This window comes from Pseudomonas sp. WS 5071 (assembly GCF_012985765.1).
GTDB classification, from domain to species: domain Bacteria; phylum Pseudomonadota; class Gammaproteobacteria; order Pseudomonadales; family Pseudomonadaceae; genus Aquipseudomonas; species Aquipseudomonas lundensis_A.
In genome coordinates, this window is sequence record NZ_JAAQWY010000014.1 from 104,961 (window position 1) to 121,509 (window position 16,549).

At 57.7% G+C, this 16,549-nt stretch carries 16 protein-coding genes; 9 read left to right on the forward strand and 7 right to left on the reverse strand.

All coding sequences use genetic code 11. The features are described from left to right. Nucleotides 1-5 precede the first annotated feature (5 nt). A complete protein-coding gene (locus tag HBN61_RS10975) occupies nucleotides 6-623 on the reverse strand; it encodes a maltotransferase domain-containing protein (RefSeq protein ID WP_346266455.1) in 618 nt (205 codons plus the stop codon). A 290-nt stretch (nucleotides 624-913) separates the two neighbouring features. Here HBN61_RS10975 and ccoG point away from each other — a divergent pair, with 290 nt between their 5' ends. Together ccoG and mapR are read left to right on the forward strand one after the other, a co-directional pair. Then, entirely contained in the window at nucleotides 914-2,335 is a 1,422-nt protein-coding gene (gene ccoG, locus HBN61_RS10980) for a cytochrome c oxidase accessory protein CcoG (RefSeq protein ID WP_170046769.1), read from the forward strand. A gap of 112 nt (nucleotides 2,336-2,447) precedes the next feature. Beyond that, on the forward strand, nucleotides 2,448-3,857 hold the full coding sequence (gene mapR, locus HBN61_RS10985; RefSeq protein ID WP_094993325.1) for a GntR family transcriptional regulator MpaR: 1,410 nt from the start codon (nucleotides 2,448-2,450) through the stop codon (nucleotides 3,855-3,857). Nucleotides 3,858-3,882: 25 nt separating this feature from the next. Here mapR and HBN61_RS10990 read toward each other — a convergent pair whose 3' ends face one another. Further along, nucleotides 3,883-4,293 (reverse strand): PA0061/PA0062 family lipoprotein, encoded by a 411-nt coding sequence (locus HBN61_RS10990; RefSeq protein WP_094993324.1) that lies wholly within the window; start codon nucleotides 4,291-4,293, stop codon nucleotides 3,883-3,885. A gap of 222 nt (nucleotides 4,294-4,515) precedes the next feature. Between HBN61_RS10990 and HBN61_RS10995 the strand changes: the two genes are divergently transcribed. The 3 genes from HBN61_RS10995 to HBN61_RS11005 are packed head-to-tail and all read left to right on the forward strand — an operon-like array spanning nucleotide 4,516 to nucleotide 10,289. Beyond that, complete coding sequence (locus HBN61_RS10995) at nucleotides 4,516-7,734, forward strand: efflux RND transporter permease subunit (RefSeq protein WP_170046770.1); 3,219 nt, start codon at nucleotides 4,516-4,518, stop codon at nucleotides 7,732-7,734. After that, nucleotides 7,724-8,890 carry an efflux RND transporter periplasmic adaptor subunit gene (locus tag HBN61_RS11000; protein ID WP_170046771.1) on the forward strand — a complete coding sequence of 389 codons (1,167 nt, stop codon included), beginning with the start codon at nucleotides 7,724-7,726 and terminating at the stop codon, nucleotides 8,888-8,890. Before HBN61_RS10995 ends, HBN61_RS11000 begins: the two co-directional genes overlap by 11 nt. Then, on the forward strand, nucleotides 8,874-10,289 hold the full coding sequence (locus HBN61_RS11005) for an efflux transporter outer membrane subunit (RefSeq protein WP_170046772.1): 1,416 nt from the start codon (nucleotides 8,874-8,876) through the stop codon (nucleotides 10,287-10,289). The genes HBN61_RS11000 and HBN61_RS11005 overlap by 17 nt, the downstream gene beginning before the upstream one ends. Nucleotides 10,290-10,398: 109 nt before the next feature. Here HBN61_RS11005 and HBN61_RS11010 read toward each other — a convergent pair whose 3' ends face one another. Beyond that, nucleotides 10,399-10,758, reverse strand: a complete 360-nt coding sequence (locus HBN61_RS11010) for an SPOR domain-containing protein (protein WP_094993320.1) — start codon at nucleotides 10,756-10,758, stop codon at nucleotides 10,399-10,401. A gap of 252 nt (nucleotides 10,759-11,010) precedes the next feature. On the opposite strand from HBN61_RS11010, the gene csrA reads away from it, so the two are divergent. Both csrA and HBN61_RS11020 read left to right on the forward strand, forming a co-directional pair. Then, on the forward strand, nucleotides 11,011-11,205 hold the full coding sequence (csrA, locus tag HBN61_RS11015; RefSeq protein WP_047274922.1) for a carbon storage regulator CsrA: 195 nt from the start codon (nucleotides 11,011-11,013) through the stop codon (nucleotides 11,203-11,205). A gap of 299 nt (nucleotides 11,206-11,504) precedes the next feature. Continuing rightward, nucleotides 11,505-12,035 carry a DUF1269 domain-containing protein gene (locus HBN61_RS11020; protein WP_094993319.1) on the forward strand — a complete coding sequence of 177 codons (531 nt, stop codon included), beginning with the start codon at nucleotides 11,505-11,507 and terminating at the stop codon, nucleotides 12,033-12,035. Between the two features lie 58 nt (nucleotides 12,036-12,093). On the opposite strand, the gene HBN61_RS11025 is transcribed toward HBN61_RS11020, so the two are convergent. Both HBN61_RS11025 and HBN61_RS11030 read right to left on the reverse strand, forming a co-directional pair. Continuing rightward, entirely contained in the window at nucleotides 12,094-12,510 is a 417-nt protein-coding gene (locus tag HBN61_RS11025) for an Ivy family c-type lysozyme inhibitor (protein ID WP_169965697.1), read from the reverse strand. Nucleotides 12,511-12,574: 64 nt separating this feature from the next. Then, a complete protein-coding gene (locus HBN61_RS11030) occupies nucleotides 12,575-12,895 on the reverse strand; it encodes a YbjQ family protein (RefSeq protein WP_169965699.1) in 321 nt (106 codons plus the stop codon). A gap of 247 nt (nucleotides 12,896-13,142) precedes the next feature. Here HBN61_RS11030 and ppnN point away from each other — a divergent pair, with 247 nt between their 5' ends. Next, nucleotides 13,143-14,516 (forward strand): nucleotide 5'-monophosphate nucleosidase PpnN, encoded by a 1,374-nt coding sequence (ppnN, locus tag HBN61_RS11035; protein WP_094993316.1) that lies wholly within the window; start codon nucleotides 13,143-13,145, stop codon nucleotides 14,514-14,516. A 71-nt stretch (nucleotides 14,517-14,587) separates the two neighbouring features. Here the strand turns inward: ppnN and HBN61_RS11040 are convergent, their stop codons facing one another. Next, complete coding sequence (locus HBN61_RS11040; protein WP_170046774.1) at nucleotides 14,588-15,121, reverse strand: DUF3087 family protein; 534 nt, start codon at nucleotides 15,119-15,121, stop codon at nucleotides 14,588-14,590. 94 nt (nucleotides 15,122-15,215) lie between these two features. Continuing rightward, entirely contained in the window at nucleotides 15,216-15,908 is a 693-nt protein-coding gene (locus tag HBN61_RS11045; protein WP_170046773.1) for a glycoside hydrolase family 19 protein, read from the reverse strand. Nucleotides 15,909-16,361: 453 nt separating this feature from the next. Between HBN61_RS11045 and HBN61_RS11050 the strand changes: the two genes are divergently transcribed. After that, nucleotides 16,362-16,549 (forward strand): transposase (locus tag HBN61_RS11050; protein WP_524539063.1); only part of this gene is annotated, 188 nt, incomplete at its 3' end.

A 16,549-nucleotide genomic window follows, 5' to 3' on the forward strand; every position in this document is an offset into this window, starting at 1 on the left:
AGCTGTCAACGGACTACGTACAGCGGGTATTCCGGGCTCAGGGTCAGGCAAGTGCGCAATTGGGTGTCACGCATCAGCGCTTTGGTGGTTTCACTCATTAACAACGTGATTTGCGCTGGCGGCGGCAAAAGGCTCAGTCGCTGGTGAAGTTCGATCAATGGCTGTTGCCGCGACTCGTCACAGTGTTCATACGCCCGAAAAATGTGAGCCAGCCCCAGGTCGATCAGCTCGGCGGGCGATGTGTCTGCCTGCAACGCTTTCTCCAGCGTCAGGCAATACCCGGCGTAACTGTCAATCCATGCGTCAATACAAAACACATGTGGCCCGGGTTGTGCGAACAGAATCTGCCCGTACCACACACGGTTACCCAGCGTATGCATGTACTGACTCTCGCCATCGCAGCTGTCAACGTGCCGCCATCGGACAATGACGGCCAATGGCCCGGAGGTGAGGCAATAGACGTTGCTCGTGACCTTGAACAATTGGCCGACAATCGCTTTGGCCGGCTTATGGCCGTAACTGACTACTGGCATAACCTTTTCAATCACGATTCGCGGTGTTTCCATGCCGAATGCGGATCTTTCAGCACCTGAATCTGGCTCAAACCTTGCCCCAGCGGCCATCTAAAGTAACCCCACTTCAATCATGTGTTTGCGCAAATGTCCGGTTGCAATCCGGACTCACTCATCAGGTGAGTCGCTGTTTCATTGATCCTTGTCAGCATCTGCCAAGACACAATGAGTTACAAGTCGCGACCCAATAAATACAACGCCGTTACCCGGTGCAGCAGGTTGTCGCAGGTGTTTGAAATATGGCATCTGATACGCTTTTAAAACAGATAGCTGAGCCTGTTATGCAAACAGTTCGCTGGTCATAGTGCACGGGCCTGATGGAGGCTGATGAGCGATAGACCATGAGCGAACATATTCCCGTCCAGATAATTGAATCCTTTGAGGCTTCTCGACCCAAAGCCGCAACAGTCAAATCCACACACCGTGATAACGCAATCCATACCCGCAGCTTTACCGGGCTGTTTCGAACCCTGAGATTAGTCGGCGCCGGTTTTCTGTTTCTACTGTTCTTCGGCACTGTCTGGCTCAGTTGGGACGGACGCCAAGCAGTGCTGTGGGACCTGTCTGAAAGCAAGTTTCACATTTTCGGCGCAACCTTTTGGCCTCAAGACTTCATTTTGCTGTCAGGGCTATTGATTATCGCCGCGTTCGGTTTGTTCACTATTACTGTGTTTGCCGGACGTGTGTGGTGCGGCTACACCTGCCCGCAAAGCACCTGGACGTGGCTTTTCATGTGGTGCGAAAAGGTCACCGAAGGCGACCGCAACCAGCGCATCAAGCTCAAAGCCGCGCCCTGGGGCATCAACAAAATCGCGCGCCGCACCGCCAAACATGCGCTGTGGCTGTCTATCAGCGTGATGACAGCCTTGACCTTTGTCGGTTATTTCACGCCGATTCGTCCGCTGGCCACTGAACTGCTGACCCTCGAGATGGCTGGCGTCAGTTTGTTCTGGGTGCTGTTTTTCACCGGTGCCACTTACCTCAACGCCGGGTGGTTGCGTGAAGCCGTGTGCATGCACATGTGCCCGTATGCGCGGTTCCAGAGCGTGATGTTCGACAAGGACACACTGGCTATTTCCTATGACGTGGCCCGTGGCGAAGCCCGTGGACCGCGCAAACGCGGCGCCGATCCCAAACAGGCCGGGCTGGGCGATTGCATCGATTGCCATATGTGCGTGCAGGTGTGCCCGACGGGCATCGACATTCGCGACGGCTTGCAGATGGAATGTATTGGCTGTGCAGCCTGTATCGACGCCTGTGATTCGGTCATGGACAAAATGGGCTATGACCGCGGGCTGGTGCGCTATACCTCCGAACACGAGTTGCAGGGTGGCAAGACCCACATGCTGCGCCCGCGCCTGATTGGCTATGCCGTGGTGCTGCTGGCGATGATCGGCGCGCTGGTGGTGGCGTTGAACCAACGCAGCATGGTGTCACTGGATGTGATCAAGGACCGGGGCCTGTTCCGTGAGAACAGTCAGGGCCAGATCGAAAACATCTACAGCCTGAAAATCATCAACAAAACCCAGGAGACCCAGCACTATCGGGTGTCGCTCAAGGACGGCGACGGTTACCAGTTGCAAGGCAAAACCGAGTTGACGCTTGCTCCCGGGGAAATCACCGACCTGCCGGTGTCGGTGGCCCTGCTGGCCGATCGCCCGACCAGCAGCTCGCAAACCATAACGTTCGTGGTCACTGACACCGATCAGCCCAGCGTGCGCGGCGTCGCTGATAGCCGTTTCGTGGCGCCGCTCAATCGCTGAGGGTTACCCGCTGAGTGCACACCGGCCCTGTTTGCGCTGCGATAACCGGCGGCGACAGGTAGAGTGTCGGCGCTGAAACTTTTTGAATAATGCCGGACCGAGCCTTGCCTAGATGAAACGTTACGAAAAATTTGCCGACGATATTGCCGAACTGATCCGCTCCGGGGTGCTCGGCCCCGGCCAACGGGTGCCTTCGGTGCGCTACGCCAGCCAGACGTACGGCGTGAGCCCGTCCACCGTGTTTCAAGCGTATTACCTGCTGGAGCGCCGCGGTTTGATTCGTGCCAAGCCGCGCTCCGGGTACTTTGTAAACGCCCATACACCCAGCCCGTTTTGTGAACCGGCGTTCAGCAGCCACGTCACCGAATCCACGGAAGTGGACGTCAGCGCACTGGTGTTTTCGGTGCTCGACTCGATCAAAGACCCGCACACCGTGCCCTTTGGCTCGGCGTTCCCGAGCCCGACGTTATTCCCCCTGCAGCGCCTGGCCCGTTCCATGGCCACTGCCAGCCGCGAAATGGACCCGCGCATGGTGGTAACCGACATGTCCCCCGGCAACCCGCAACTCAGGCGGCAAATTGCGCTGCGTTACATGGTGGGCGGGCTGATGCTGCCCATGGAGGAGTTGCTGATTACCAACGGTGCGCTGGAAGCCTTGAACCTGTGCCTGCAAGCGGTGACCGAACCCGGCGATCTGGTGGCCATTGAAGCGCCCGCGTTTTACGCCTGCCTGCAAGTGCTTGAGCGGCTCAAGCTCAAGGCAGTGGAAATCCCCGTGCACCCGCGCGAAGGCATTGACCTGGGCGTGCTCGCACAAACCCTGGAACGCCATCCGATCAAAGCAGTCTGGTGCATGACTACCTTCCAGAACCCGATTGGCGCGAGCATGCCGGATGCCAAGAAACAGGCACTGGTCGACCTGTTGCGCACCCATCAAGTGCCATTGATCGAGGATGACGTGTACGCCGAACTGTATTACGGCCAACACGCCCCTAAACCGGCCAAAGCGTTTGATACCGAGGGGTTGGTGATGCACTGCGGCTCGTTTGCCAAAAGCCTGGCGCCCGGCTACCGGATCGGCTGGGTGGCAGCGGGCCGCTACGCGCAAAAAGTCGAACGCCTGAAACTGATGACCTCGTTGTGCGCTTCCATGCCAGCCCAGGCCGCCATCGCTGACTACCTGCAGCATGGCGGTTACGATCGCCACCTGCGCAAATTGCGTTACGCGCTGGAGGAACAGCAAAGCGCCATGCTGGCCGCGATTGGCCGTTACTTCCCGGCTCAAACCCGTGTCAGCCAGCCAACGGGCGGTTACTTCCTGTGGCTGGAACTGCCCGAACAAATGGACTCGCTCAAACTGTTCCAGATGGCGCTGGCGCAAGGCATCAGCATCGCACCGGGCCCGATCTTCTCAGCGACCCAGCGGTTCCGCAATTGCATCCGCCTCAACTATGGCAGCCCGTGGGATGAAGCGAGTGAAAAGGCCATGGAAACCTTGGGGAAAATCGTGCGCTCGTTTTAGCGCTCCCGCCAACCGAGGCGTCACGCTATCCCGGCATGCAGGTGAAGTCCGCCGTGTGTGCCACTTCCTTGCCCTGCCCATCCACCAGCCGGGCCTTGATGTGCGAGCCCAGGCTCGACTCGATCAGTTGGTAACGGGCGCCAGCCTCGAAGCCCTGGTAGCTGACGTCACCTTGGCAATCAATCTGATTTTGATCACCGCTTGCCCCTTCAAACAACGTGACGTCCAGCCGGTGCGCGCCCGGTGTCACCTCAAAAAAACGCCCATCACGGGTGTTCTTGCCATCCACACGTTCGGCCATCAGGTCGTTGCTGCCCTCTTCCTTGAGGCCAATCCATGCCTCGCTCGGGTCTTGTCTGGGCATTGGCCCGGCACAGGCCGACAGGAACAGGGCAAGGCTCAGGCCCGGAATCAACAGCAAGGGTTTGAAAATCATCGCAACGTGCCTCGCAAAACAGACCATCGAAATGACGGGGCTGACCTTCTCCCGTCGAACAGGCCTTCAGCTTGGCCGCCTTCGAACACAGCGCCAAATGAAGGTCAATGAAGGGATTTTCAGCCGTTACTTAAAGGATTCTTCATGTGCCTGAAAGCGCAGCGTTAGGTGCCAGCGGCAAAACTGCCGGGGTTTGCAATTCCACTCCCCGGAGGTTCAGGCATGCTCGGGCTGGTAAAGACCGCACTGCACAAGCCCTACACGTTTATCGTGTTGGCGATTTTCATCTGCATCATTGGCCCTCTGGCTGCTGTGCGAACGCCCACGGACGTGTTCCCGGACATCGGTATTCCGGTGGTCGCCGTGGTGTGGCAATACACCGGGCTGGCACCCGCCGACATGGCGGGACGGGTGATTTACACCTATGAGCGCTCACTCAGTACGACCGTGAATGACATCGAACACATCGAGTCGCAGTCACTGCCGGGCATGGGCATTGTGAAAATTTTCTTCCAGCCCGGCGTTGATATTCGTACGGCCAATGCGCAAGTCACCGCAGTATCCCAGACCGTGCTCAAACAAATGCCGCCCGGCATTACGCCGCCGCTGATCCTTAACTACAGCGCCTCCACCGTGCCGATTTTGCAGTTGGCATTCTCCAGCCCCACGCTGTCCGAAGCGCACATTCGCGACCTGGTGCAGAACAGCATCCGCTTGCCCCTCAGCGCCCTGCCCGGTCTGGCCATGCCGACGCCCATGGGCGGCAAACAGCGCCAGATAACCCTCGACCTTGATCCGCAAGCGCTGGCCGCCAAAGGCCTGTCGGCACAGGACGTGGGCAATGCGCTGGCGGCACAAAATCAGATCATCCCCGTGGGTACGGCAAAGCTCGGCAGCTATGAATACACGGTGATGCTCAACAACAGCCCCAAGGCTATCGACGCACTCAACGACTTGCCGATCAAGACCGTGAACGGCGCGCTAATCACCATTGGCCAAGTGGCCCACGTGCGTGACGGATCGCCGCCGCAAACCAATATCGTGCGGGTCGATGGCCACCGTGCGGTGCTGATGCCAGCGCTGAAAAACGGCAACATTTCGACCCTTTCGATTGTCGACGGCATTCGCGCGATGCTGCCGCGCATCAATGAAACCCTGCCGCCGTCACTCAAAACCTCGTTGCTGGGCGACGCCTCGGTGTTCGTCAAACAGTCGGTGGGCAGCGTGGCGCAGGAAGGTGTGATTGCAGCCTTGCTGACCAGCGCCATGATTCTGCTGTTTCTCGGCAGTTGGCGTTCGACGCTGATCATTGCGGTATCCATCCCGCTGGCGGTGCTGTCGGCCATTGCCTTGCTGGCCCTGAGCGGGCAAACCCTGAACGTGATGACACTGGGTGGGCTGGCCCTTGCGGTGGGGATTCTGGTAGACGACGCCACGGTCACCATCGAGAACATCAACTGGCACCTTGAACAGGGCAAATCGGTGCGCGATGCGATTCTGGACGGTGCGAAACAGATCGTCGGCCCTGCGTTTATTTCGCTGCTGTGCATCTGCATCGTGTTTGTGCCGATGTTCATGCTGCAAGGCATTGCCGGTTACCTGTTCCGCCCGATGGCGCTGGCGGTGATGTTCGCCATGGGCAGCTCCTTTCTTCTGTCGCGCACGCTGGTGCCGACGCTGGCGATGTTTCTGCTTAAACCCCACGTGCCTGAGCAAGGCCTCGGCCATCATCCCGAAGACCGCTACATCAATCATCACGAAGGCCAACAGCACGCGCAGCCACATTCGCCGCCCCTGCGGGCGTTGCTGCGTTTTCAGCAAGGGTTTGAGCGCCGCTTTTCTGCTGTGCGCGACGGCTACTACGGGTTGCTGACGCTGGCGCTGACGTGGCGCAAGGGATTCCTGCTGGTGTTTATGGGGGGTGTATTGGCCTCGTTCGCGTTGCTGCCCAGCCTTGGGCAAGACTTTTTCCCCGCTACCGATGCGGGCGCGCTGGCCTTGCACGTGCGCTTGCCGCTGGGCACACGCATTGAGGAAAGTGCTGCAGCGTTCGACCGCATCGAGTCGCGCATCCGCGAGGTGATCCCGGCAGATCAAGTCGACAGCATTATCGACAACATCGGCATTGCGCTGAGCGGGATCGACATGGCCTACAGCAGCAGCGGCACCATCGGGCCGCAGGACGGCGATATTCAGGTCACCCTCAATGCCCGTCATGGGCCAACGGCGGGGTACGTGAAAACATTGCGCGAAACCCTGCCCGACAGTTTCCCCGGCAGCCAATTTGCGTTTATGCCCGCCGACATCAGCAGCCAGATCCTTAACTTTGGCGCCCCCGCGCCGCTGGACGTGAAGATTTCCGGGCGTGATGACACGGCCAATCGCGCCTATGCCCAGGTATTGATGCGCCGTTTACAGCATGTGCCGGGCATCGCTGACCTGCGCATTCAGCAGTCGCAGGGGTATCCCTCTTTGCAAGTGAAGGTGGACCGTCAACGCGCCAACGGGTTGGGAATTACCGAGCGCGATGTGACCAATAGCATGGTGGCATCCCTTGCGGGCAGTTCGCAGGTGGCGCCAACGTTCTGGCTTAACCCGCAGAACGGCGTCTCCTACGGGGTGGTCGCGGCCACGCCACAATACCGCCTGGACAGCCTGCCGGCTCTGCAAGCGCTGCCAGTAACAGGGAGTAACGGCCAGTCACACGTCCTTGGTGGCCTGGCGACTATCCGCCGCGTGCAAAGCCCGGCGGTGGTGACGCACTACAACATTCAGCCGACACTGGACCTGTACGCCAACCTTCAGGGGCGCGATTTGGGCGCCGTGGCCAGCGACGTGCAAAAGGTTATTGATGGCGCCGCCGACCTGCGGCCCAAAGGCGCGGTTATCCGCCTGCACGGGCAGATCGACGCCTTGCATGAAGCCTTTAGCGGTTTGAGCTATGGATTGCTGGGCGCGGTGGTGCTGATTTACCTGCTGATCGTCGTCAACTTTCAGTCCTGGCTGGACCCGTTCGTCATCATCACCGCCCTGCCCGCGGCGCTGGCCGGGATCGTGTGGATGCTCTTCCTGAGCGGCACCTCATTGTCTGTACCCGCACTGACCGGCGCCATCTTGTGCATGGGGGTGGCGACCGCCAACTCGATTCTGGTGGTGAGCTTCTGTCGCGAACGCCTGGCTGAGCATGGCGACGCGTTGAAGGCTGCGCTGGAAGCAGGCTACAGCCGATTCCGTCCCGTCTGCATGACGGCGCTGGCCATGATGTTCGGGATGCTGCCGCTGGCGCTCTCGGAAGAACAAAACGCGCCGCTGGGCCGCGCCGTGATTGGCGGCCTGATGTTGGCCACCGTTGCCACCCTGTTATTCGTGCCCGTGGTGTTTAGCCTGGTACACGGTCGTAACAACACTCGCGCTGCTGGAGAAACGCCCCATGTCGTCTGATCAAAACCCCTCGCACAAGCGCTTGATGTACCTGGGCATCGGCGGCCTTGCGCTCGTCGCCCTGCTGGTAGCCAACGGGCTGGCGACCCGCAGCCGGCATGAGCACGCGGTCAGCCAGTGGACAGAAGCGGCTGCCCTGCCGGTAGTGAGCGTGTTGCAGCCCCAGCAAAACGCCCGGGGCGACACCCTGCGCTTGCCCGCCCACCTTGAGGCCTGGAGCAAGGCGCCCATTCATGCCCGCGTGAACGGCTACTTGAACAGTTGGCAAACCGATATCGGCAGCAAAGTGCAAGCCGGTCAGGTGCTGGCGCTGATCGACAGCCCCGACCTGGACCAGCAATTGGCCCAAACCCGCGCCCATATGCTGCAAGCGCACGCCAATGCCAGGCTGGCGGCGACTACCGCCGCGCGCTGGCAACACTTGCTGGCGTCGCATTCGGTCTCGCGTCAGGAAGCCGATGAAAAGCAATCGAATGCGGCCGCCGCCCAGGCCAATGCGCAAGCGGCCGAAGCTGATTTCGCACGGCTTTGCTCACTGGAGGCCTACAAGACCATTCGCGCGCCTTTCGCCGGTACCATCACTGCGCGCCATACGGACATTGGCCAGTTGATCAAGGCCGATACGGACAGCGACACCGAACTGTTTGACATCGCTGACACCCACCAACTACGCCTGTACGTACCGGTGCCGCAGAATTACGCCAGCGTGATCCGCCCTGGCATGCAAGCTCAACTTTCGGTGCCGGAACACCCGGGGCACACTTTCAGCGCGCGTCTGATTGGCAACTCAACCTCGGTTGACCCGCGCTCGGGCACGCTGCTGGCGCAATTTGTTGTACCCAATCTCAACGGCGCGCTGATGCCCGGCGACTATGCCGAAGCCGTTCTGGCAGTTGCGCCTGACACCCAGGGCGTCAGCATTCCCGCCAGCGCGCTGATTTTTCGCGCTCAAGGTACGCAAGTGGCGCTGCTGGATGCCACGCAGCACGTGCACTTGCGCACCATCCACATCGGCCTGGACCTGGGTGATAGGTTGGTGGTCGATCAAGGGTTGAAACGTACCGACGCTGTCATCGACAACCCACCGGACGCCTTGCGCGAGGGTGATGCCGTAAGGCTCGCGAACCAGGGGGCGTCCCATGCTGCCAAGGCTTAAGTTCGCGCTATTACTGGGGGTCCTGGTGTTGCAGGGCTGTTCGTTGGCACCCACCTACAGCGTGCCGACGATCGCACTGCCCGCACACTATCGAGAACAAAGCCGTGTTGGCCCCTGGCATCCTGCGCGCCCTGCAGATCAACGCCCGCGGCAGTGGTGGTGGGTGTATCAGGACGCACGCCTGAACGCCCTGCAACAACAATTATTGAACGCCAATCCCGATCTGGCAGCGGCGCTAGCGCATTTTGATGCGGCCCAGGCGTATGCCAGCCAACTGCACGCCGGACTGTTCCCACAACTCACGGCCAGCGCCCAACCGTTGCGTGAACGTCAATCAGAGAACCGCCCGTTGCGGGGTGCGACTCAACCGTCGGTGTACAACAGCAATACGGCTGGCTTCGCGCTGAATGTCGACCTCGATTTGTGGGGCAAAATCCGCAATCAGGTGGCGGCCGGTGATGCACAAGCGCAGGCGGCGGCCGATGATCTGGCGGTCGCGCGCTTGAGTTTGCAACGGCAGTTGACCGATTTGTATGTGCAGCTCGACGGTCTGGATGCACAACAGCGCATTTTGTCCCGCTCGCTGCAAGATTACAGCCAGGCCCTGCAACTGACCCGTGCCCGTTATCAGGGCCAGATTGCCTCAGAAGTTGACCTCACCCGCGCTCAGACCCAACTGGCCGAGGCACAGGCGCAACTGGATGAGGTGCGCGGGCAACGCAACCTGACTGAGCACGCCATTGGCGAACTGGTGGGCGAACCCGCCAGCACGTTTGAACTGGCCGCCCGCGAGCCGACCCTGTGCCTGCCGGAGCAACCCGACACCTTGCCTGGCGCACTGCTGCAACGTCGCCCCGACATCGCCGCGGCGGAGCGCCGGGTATTTGCCGCCAATGCACAGATCGGCGTAGCGAAAGCGGCGTGGTACCCCGACTTCAGCTTGAGCGGATTGATCGGCGGGCAAACCCAGGGCGCTGGCAACCTGTTAGCGGCCAGCAACCGATTTTGGGCGCTAGGGCCGTTGGTCAACTTGCCCATTTTTGACGGCGGCCGTCTGGATGCTCAGGCGCGTCAGGCCAGGGCAGAATTCGAAGAAGCCAGCGCGTTGTACCGCAGCACGGTACTGCACGCTGTACGGGAGGTGGAAGACAACCTGGCTCAGTTGCGCGACCTGCGCCAGCAACAATTGGACGAACAGGCCGCTGCCAATGCGGCACAGAACACCCAGGCGCTGGCCGTGCACAGCTATGAAGCGGGGGCGGTCAGTTATCTGGATGTCGTCACCGCGCAAACCGCTGCGTTGCAAACGCAACGTCAGGTACAGGCGCTGCGCACCCGCCAATTGCAGGCCAGCGTGGCGCTGTTGACATCATTGGGTGGAGGCTGGGGCAGGCGTTGACACAAGGCAAAACGCATAACGGCGCCGCTGCAAAAAAAATAATTGCACGGTGCCGTCCAAGTCCGCTGGTTGACGCTACGCTTAGGCAGCAAAGCAGCGCACTGATTCGTTAATGGGTGAGTTGATCGGCTGGCAACTCGATAACCTTGGCTTGCAGGTTGTCGAGTTTAGTGGTCAATCGGGTCAACATCGCCTGCGCCTCATCCCGGGTGTTGAAAGGTCCGAGCAGGACGCGCTGAACGCCATCAATGACCGCAATATAAGAGCTATAACCATGTTCCAACAGCCTGGCTGTCAGATCACTGAGCGCTTGAGTCTCGCCCAATTTGACCTCAACCGCCCATTGAGCCATCGGCGCCTGGACAGTCGATGTTTCAGAAGCTGCTTTAGCCCGTTGAATTTTATCGTTAGACTCCTGACCGCAAGCCGTCAGGGCCAATATTGCTGTCATTACGATGACTTTACGCACTGCGTATCCCCTATCTTTTTGAGTGGGTCGATTTTATCACTGGGACAGCGGCCTTTGCTCTCCTTGAACAAATCCAATCTGCCCTTATCTAAGACACATAGGCGAGAGCTTTCCTCGTACAGGGAATTGCCCCTCTGGCTATGACGTCTGTAATGAGCGGCGCATTTATATGCAGTTAGCAGTATTCTGTAGCCATGAACGAAGCCGCACCGTCTCAGAGACGTGCCATACAAAGCCATCAAGGAGAAAAAAATGCTGATACTCACCCGTAAAGTTGGTGAAAGCATAAACATCGGTGACGATATTACGATCACTATTTTAGGTGTCAGCGGCCAACAGGTCAGAATTGGCATCAATGCACCCAAAGACGTAGCCGTTCACCGTGAAGAAATTTACCAGCGTATCCAGGCAGGCCTGACAGCTTCGGACAAGAACGATCAGCAATAAATCTCCGAGGTATCAGCCCTTGGAGTAAGTGTCAGGGCTGCTCAGCCAGCCCTCCTCTTTCCTTTCTCACACACCTTGTTCACCCCTTCGTTAATCCCCTGCTGCGCCCTCCTGCGACAACCTGAACGGTGTATCGACTTGACGGTTTCGAGGTCTGCGACCACGCTCATTGCTCGCAGCTGCTGATGAACTGCTGCATCGCTGCGTAACAAGGTGTTAACCGTGTAGTCACGCCTTGAGGCATACCTCTTGATTCAGCCCCCTCCGGGTTGGAACTGTACAGTCAAGGAATGAAAGACATGTCTGATTTAATCGTAGTGGGATTTGACGATACTGAAAAAGCTGACCGCGCCTTGACCAAAATGGTGTCGTTGAGCAAAGAGCATCTGGTGGAACTGGAAGATGCGGTCATTGTTGTGCGCAACAACGAGGGCAAGGTACACATCAAGCAGAGCGTCAATCTCACCGCCCTTGGCGCGACTTCCGGTCTGGTCACAGGCGGTTTGTGGGGCGCTCTGGTTGGGCTGTTGTTTCTCAACCCGCTGGCAGGCTTTGCCATCGGCGGCGCGCTCGGTGCGGGCACAGGCGCGCTATCGGGGTCGTTGAGTGATTACGGTATTGATGACGATTTCATCAAGTCGCTGAGCGAAACCATTCCCAATAACTCTTCAGCCTTGTTCGTGCTGTTGCGTAAGTTCCAGCCAGAGAAAGTGTTGAAGGAACTTGAAGATTCAAACTTCAAGGGCAAAGTATTACGCACTTCTCTTTCGCCCGAACAAGAAGAAAAGCTTCAGGCTGCACTCTCTCAAACCAGCCTGACGAAGTCGTAAAGCCAGCCAGCCGCTCAATCGACCGCCTCACAGGGCGGTCGAACGGTTTGGGCCCACCTCAATCGGTGGGGTTGTTGTCCGCAAACGATTTATTGAGCAGCTTTTTAATCGTTTCATCCGGCATGCCCAGAAACTGCTGATCAAACTCTTCAGCGTTTTCGGCGCGAACTGAGAGCAAACCCCACGCCTGTTTACCATCGGGACTAAACACCACATTCAACTGATTGGCTGCACAATCGTGGGGTTTACACATCTGGCCGACGGTGTAGGTTTTGCCGTCCATGACCACCTTCTCTACGGGGGCCGCTGTGCCCTGACCGGTTGTCACCCACTGCGGGTAAGCCAGCATGGCCTGATATGCCTTTTTATAAGGTGCTTGCGTTGTCAGCTCAGGCAGACGGCTTTCAGCGCAGACGCCCGTTGCAATACCCGCCACAACTAAGCCCAACAACACACGGTTTAAAAATCCAGTCATCCGGTAGCTCCTTCTTATTCCCAAAACCTTACGGCGTGATAAGTGCCACAGGTTTAGCGCAGTTTCAGTTCAAGCGCACGGCAGTACCGGTAGCAAATACCACCAGCATCCCCCCGCGACCTGACGGCATACTGATTTCAAAATTCAATCCCACAATCGCATCGGCCCGCAGCACGCCCGCACGCTCACGAATTTCGTCCGTGACTTCTGCCCGGGCTTCTTTCAATGCACGTTCCAGGGTCTGCGAACGCCCGCCGAAAAAATCCCGCATACCGGTAAAAAAATCCCGCACCACGTTGATACCGTGTACGGACTCCGCACTGACTACACCCAGATACTCCGTAATTTGACGGCCTTCAATTCGGTGAGTGGTGGTAATGATCATTAAAACTTCCTTAGGGCATGTGAGGTCGTACAGCAGGCCTCATCGAAGGACAGGTTACCTCAGACCATGAGGACACAACCGGGTTCATCATCACTCCCCTGCAGCTCTGGTCTTATGAGCAAGCAGTGTTACTGTAGAGGCCGACTGAAAAACAGCCGGCATGAAAAAGGACATGCACCCCGCGCTGGTAGGTTTGAAGGTAAAAACTGCGTCAGGTAATTTTTTGACCCGCTCAAGGAAGTTCTCAATGGTCCAAAGACACGTCATCAATGCTTCGGTCAGCCCCAAAGGCAGCCTGGAGACGTTATCGCAACGTGAAGTGCAGCAACTGAGCGAAGTGGGCTCAGGCACCAGTTACACCCTGTTCCGCCAATGTGTGTTGGCCATTCTCAACACCGGCGCTCATGTCGACAATGCCAAAACCATCCTTGAAGCTTATAAAGACTTCGAAGTCCGTATTCATCAGCAAGACCGTGGTGTTCGCCTTGAGCTGTTGAACGCTCCGGCAGATGCGTTCGTGGATGGCGAAATGATCGCCAGCACGCGTGAAATGCTGTTCAGCGCCCTGCGTGACATCGTGTATACCCAAAGTGGTCTCGACAGCCCGCGCATGGACCTGAGCACCTCCGCAGGCATTACCGACTATGTGTTCCACCTGCTGCGCAATGCGCGCACTTTGCGCCCCGGCGTAGAGCCCAAAATCGTGGTGTGCTGGGGCGGCCACTCGATCAATACCGAAGAGTACAAATACACCAAGAAAGTCGGTCACGAATTGGGTTTGCGGCTGCTGGACATCTGCACCGGTTGCGGTCCTGGCGTCATGAAAGGCCCAATGAAAGGGGCCACGATTTCCCACGCCAAACAACGCCTTACGGGCGGCCGGTATCTCGGGCTGACCGAGCCCGGGATCATTGCTGCCGAAGCACCCAACCCGATCGTTAACGAACTGGTGATCTTGCCGGACATCGAAAAACGCCTTGAAGCCTTTGTGCGCGTAGGCCACGGCATCATCATCTTCCCGGGTGGCGCAGGCACGGCAGAAGAATTCCTTTATTTGCTCGGCATTCTGATGCATCCGGACAACAGCGACGTACCGTTCCCGGTGATTTTGACCGGTCCTAAAGAAGCCGAACCTTACCTGCAACAACTCCACGAGTTTGTGGGCGCCACACTGGGCGAAGCGGCGCAAAAGCACTACCAGATCATCATCGATAACCCGGCCGAAGTGGCTCGCCAGATGACGGCCGGTCTCAAAGAGGTCAAACAGTTCCGTCGCGAACGCAACGACGCGTTCCACTTCAACTGGCTACTGAAGATTGATGAGGGTTTTCAGCGCCCGTTTGATCCGACCCATGCCAACATGGCCAGCCTGCAATTGCGCAAGGACCTGCCACCCCACGAATTGGCCATCAACCTGCGGCAGGCTTTTTCAGGCATTGTGGCCGGTAACGTGAAAGAAAAAGGCATTCATCTGATTGAGCAACATGGCCCTTACGAGATTCATGGCGATGCGGCCGTGATGAAGCCGCTGGACAAATTGTTGCAGGCTTTCGTAGAGCAACACCGCATGAAACTCCCCGGTGGCGCAGCGTATGTGCCGTGTTATCGCGTGGTGAGCTAACCCACGGCGTCATGGCTGGCCGGGCTAAAGGTGCACACGGCGGCACCCATGGCCTGGCTGGCCTTACTGTCTTATTTCAACGGCGTGAACGTTTTAACCTGCTTGATCCACGCAGGGTCCAATCGCGTTTGCTCAGTGTCGATGCTCAACGCTTCAAGCCGCGCCTTATGCAGGTCAATCTCCCGCACCATCTGGCTCAACGCACTGGAATTAGCATCCAGCTGATACATCTGGGTGATCCCCAAGTGATAGAAGCGCAACAGTTTGAGCGCGCTGACATCCCCGGCCATGACACCCGCCGTCACGTGATGCATGGCGTTTGTGACCCGCATGAGGCTGCGTTTGAGTTGCCACCCGTATACCGCAGCCGCCATCCAGGGTTGTGACCAGAACACGTAACGTACCAGCATTAAGGTGACGATCAGTGCGGCGATTACCCCGGCCAGATTCAACCTGAAGTTATCCCCGCCCGGTACGCCTGCCAGCATCACCGCCAGGCCAGAAATCACCAGCGCCAACAGGGCAAACAGTAATGCGATATAAAGCATGCTGCGCCGGGTTTGCTGACGATAAGCCTCGGGACTCATCGGCTTGATTTCAAACATCACGGTTTAAATACCCCTGCATGGCTGGAAAACAGGCGCGCATTATGGCACCTAACCCGGCCGAGCTGAGCGTTCGCCCCTTTTATAACTCACGTTAACGTCCGGGGGCCTGACTCATCAGGTCCAGGGCTTGTTCATATAACGCTACGCGCTGAGCGTGCCCGTTAAGTCCCCCATTAATAGCGCGTGTCACACGCTCAAAATCATCGCCATCTGCCAGCTCATTGAGGTGTCGAGAACTCCAATACCAACCTGCCGACTCTACTGCCCAGCGCCATTGTTCTAGCAATTGTGGCGTGGTCAGTAAACGTTCATCCCCAAACAGGCCCAAGCTGCATCGTTGATAGTTACTCTTGCCGGTCATTTGAATCAGCCCCCTGCCGCGGTAAAGCCAACCCTCTCCTGACGCCTCATCCCCATTACCCAGACGATTGCTGTATACCCGGTTTGCAATGGCTTCAGGCTTGCGATGCAACGTCTGCGCCTCACTATTGGGAACACGTCGTAAACGACCACCCTCCATGACCGTTACGTACGCGCCCTCGGCATTTTTCTCGGCAAAACGTGAACCCCACGTTGCGGCCAAACCACCCGCACTGTAATTAAGGTTCTCAACCAACACCGTAAAACCTCCACTCTCATGACCCACCTGGGACAAAAAAGCCGCCATACGGCGCGGGGTGTTGATCTCACGCTGCTCCGCCACCCGAAGTAAAAATGGCAGGTAGTCATTCAGGAAGGGGGCGCTTTTGGGGAATAACGTCGTCATTAATGCTGGCGTCAACATAGTAAACTCTTTTAGCTATTAAAAATAAAAGCTAAGCATCCGCCTGATACTCACGCACACGACCACCTTATAAATAGATACGCCTTACCACACACAGTAAATTTACCGACAATATTCAACCAAACCTGACGAACCAGCTCGTGCCCCCTTATGTAATGTACCTGCTTAAGCGGAGTGAACACCGGTGTGTTACACCATATAAACTTCAGCCCACATATCTGAAAAACTCACCATACTCCAACTAACAAACACCTCATCACTGCCTAAGCCACAACAACAGGAGTTCACTCTATGAACAGGCACCCTGACGATACGATGTCTATACACATGCGCTTCATAAACAAAACGGGCTACCGTCTGGACTTGGTATCAGCTCACCACACGGCCCTAGGGAATCTCCGAACAAGCCTTCAGTTATGCGAGAATCCCCGCAACACCTGATCCGAGCCGCCCATGAGCCAGATGAGCTTTTCCGACTTTGAGTACGCCGGCAAGCGCAAGCAAACCCGCCGAGAGCGCTTCCTCGCCGAAATGGATCAGGTGGTGCCCTGGGCAGGCCTGCTGGAGCTGATCGAACCGTTCTACCCCAAGGCCGGCGGCGGTAGAAAACCCTATCCTCTGGAAACCATGCTGCGCATCCA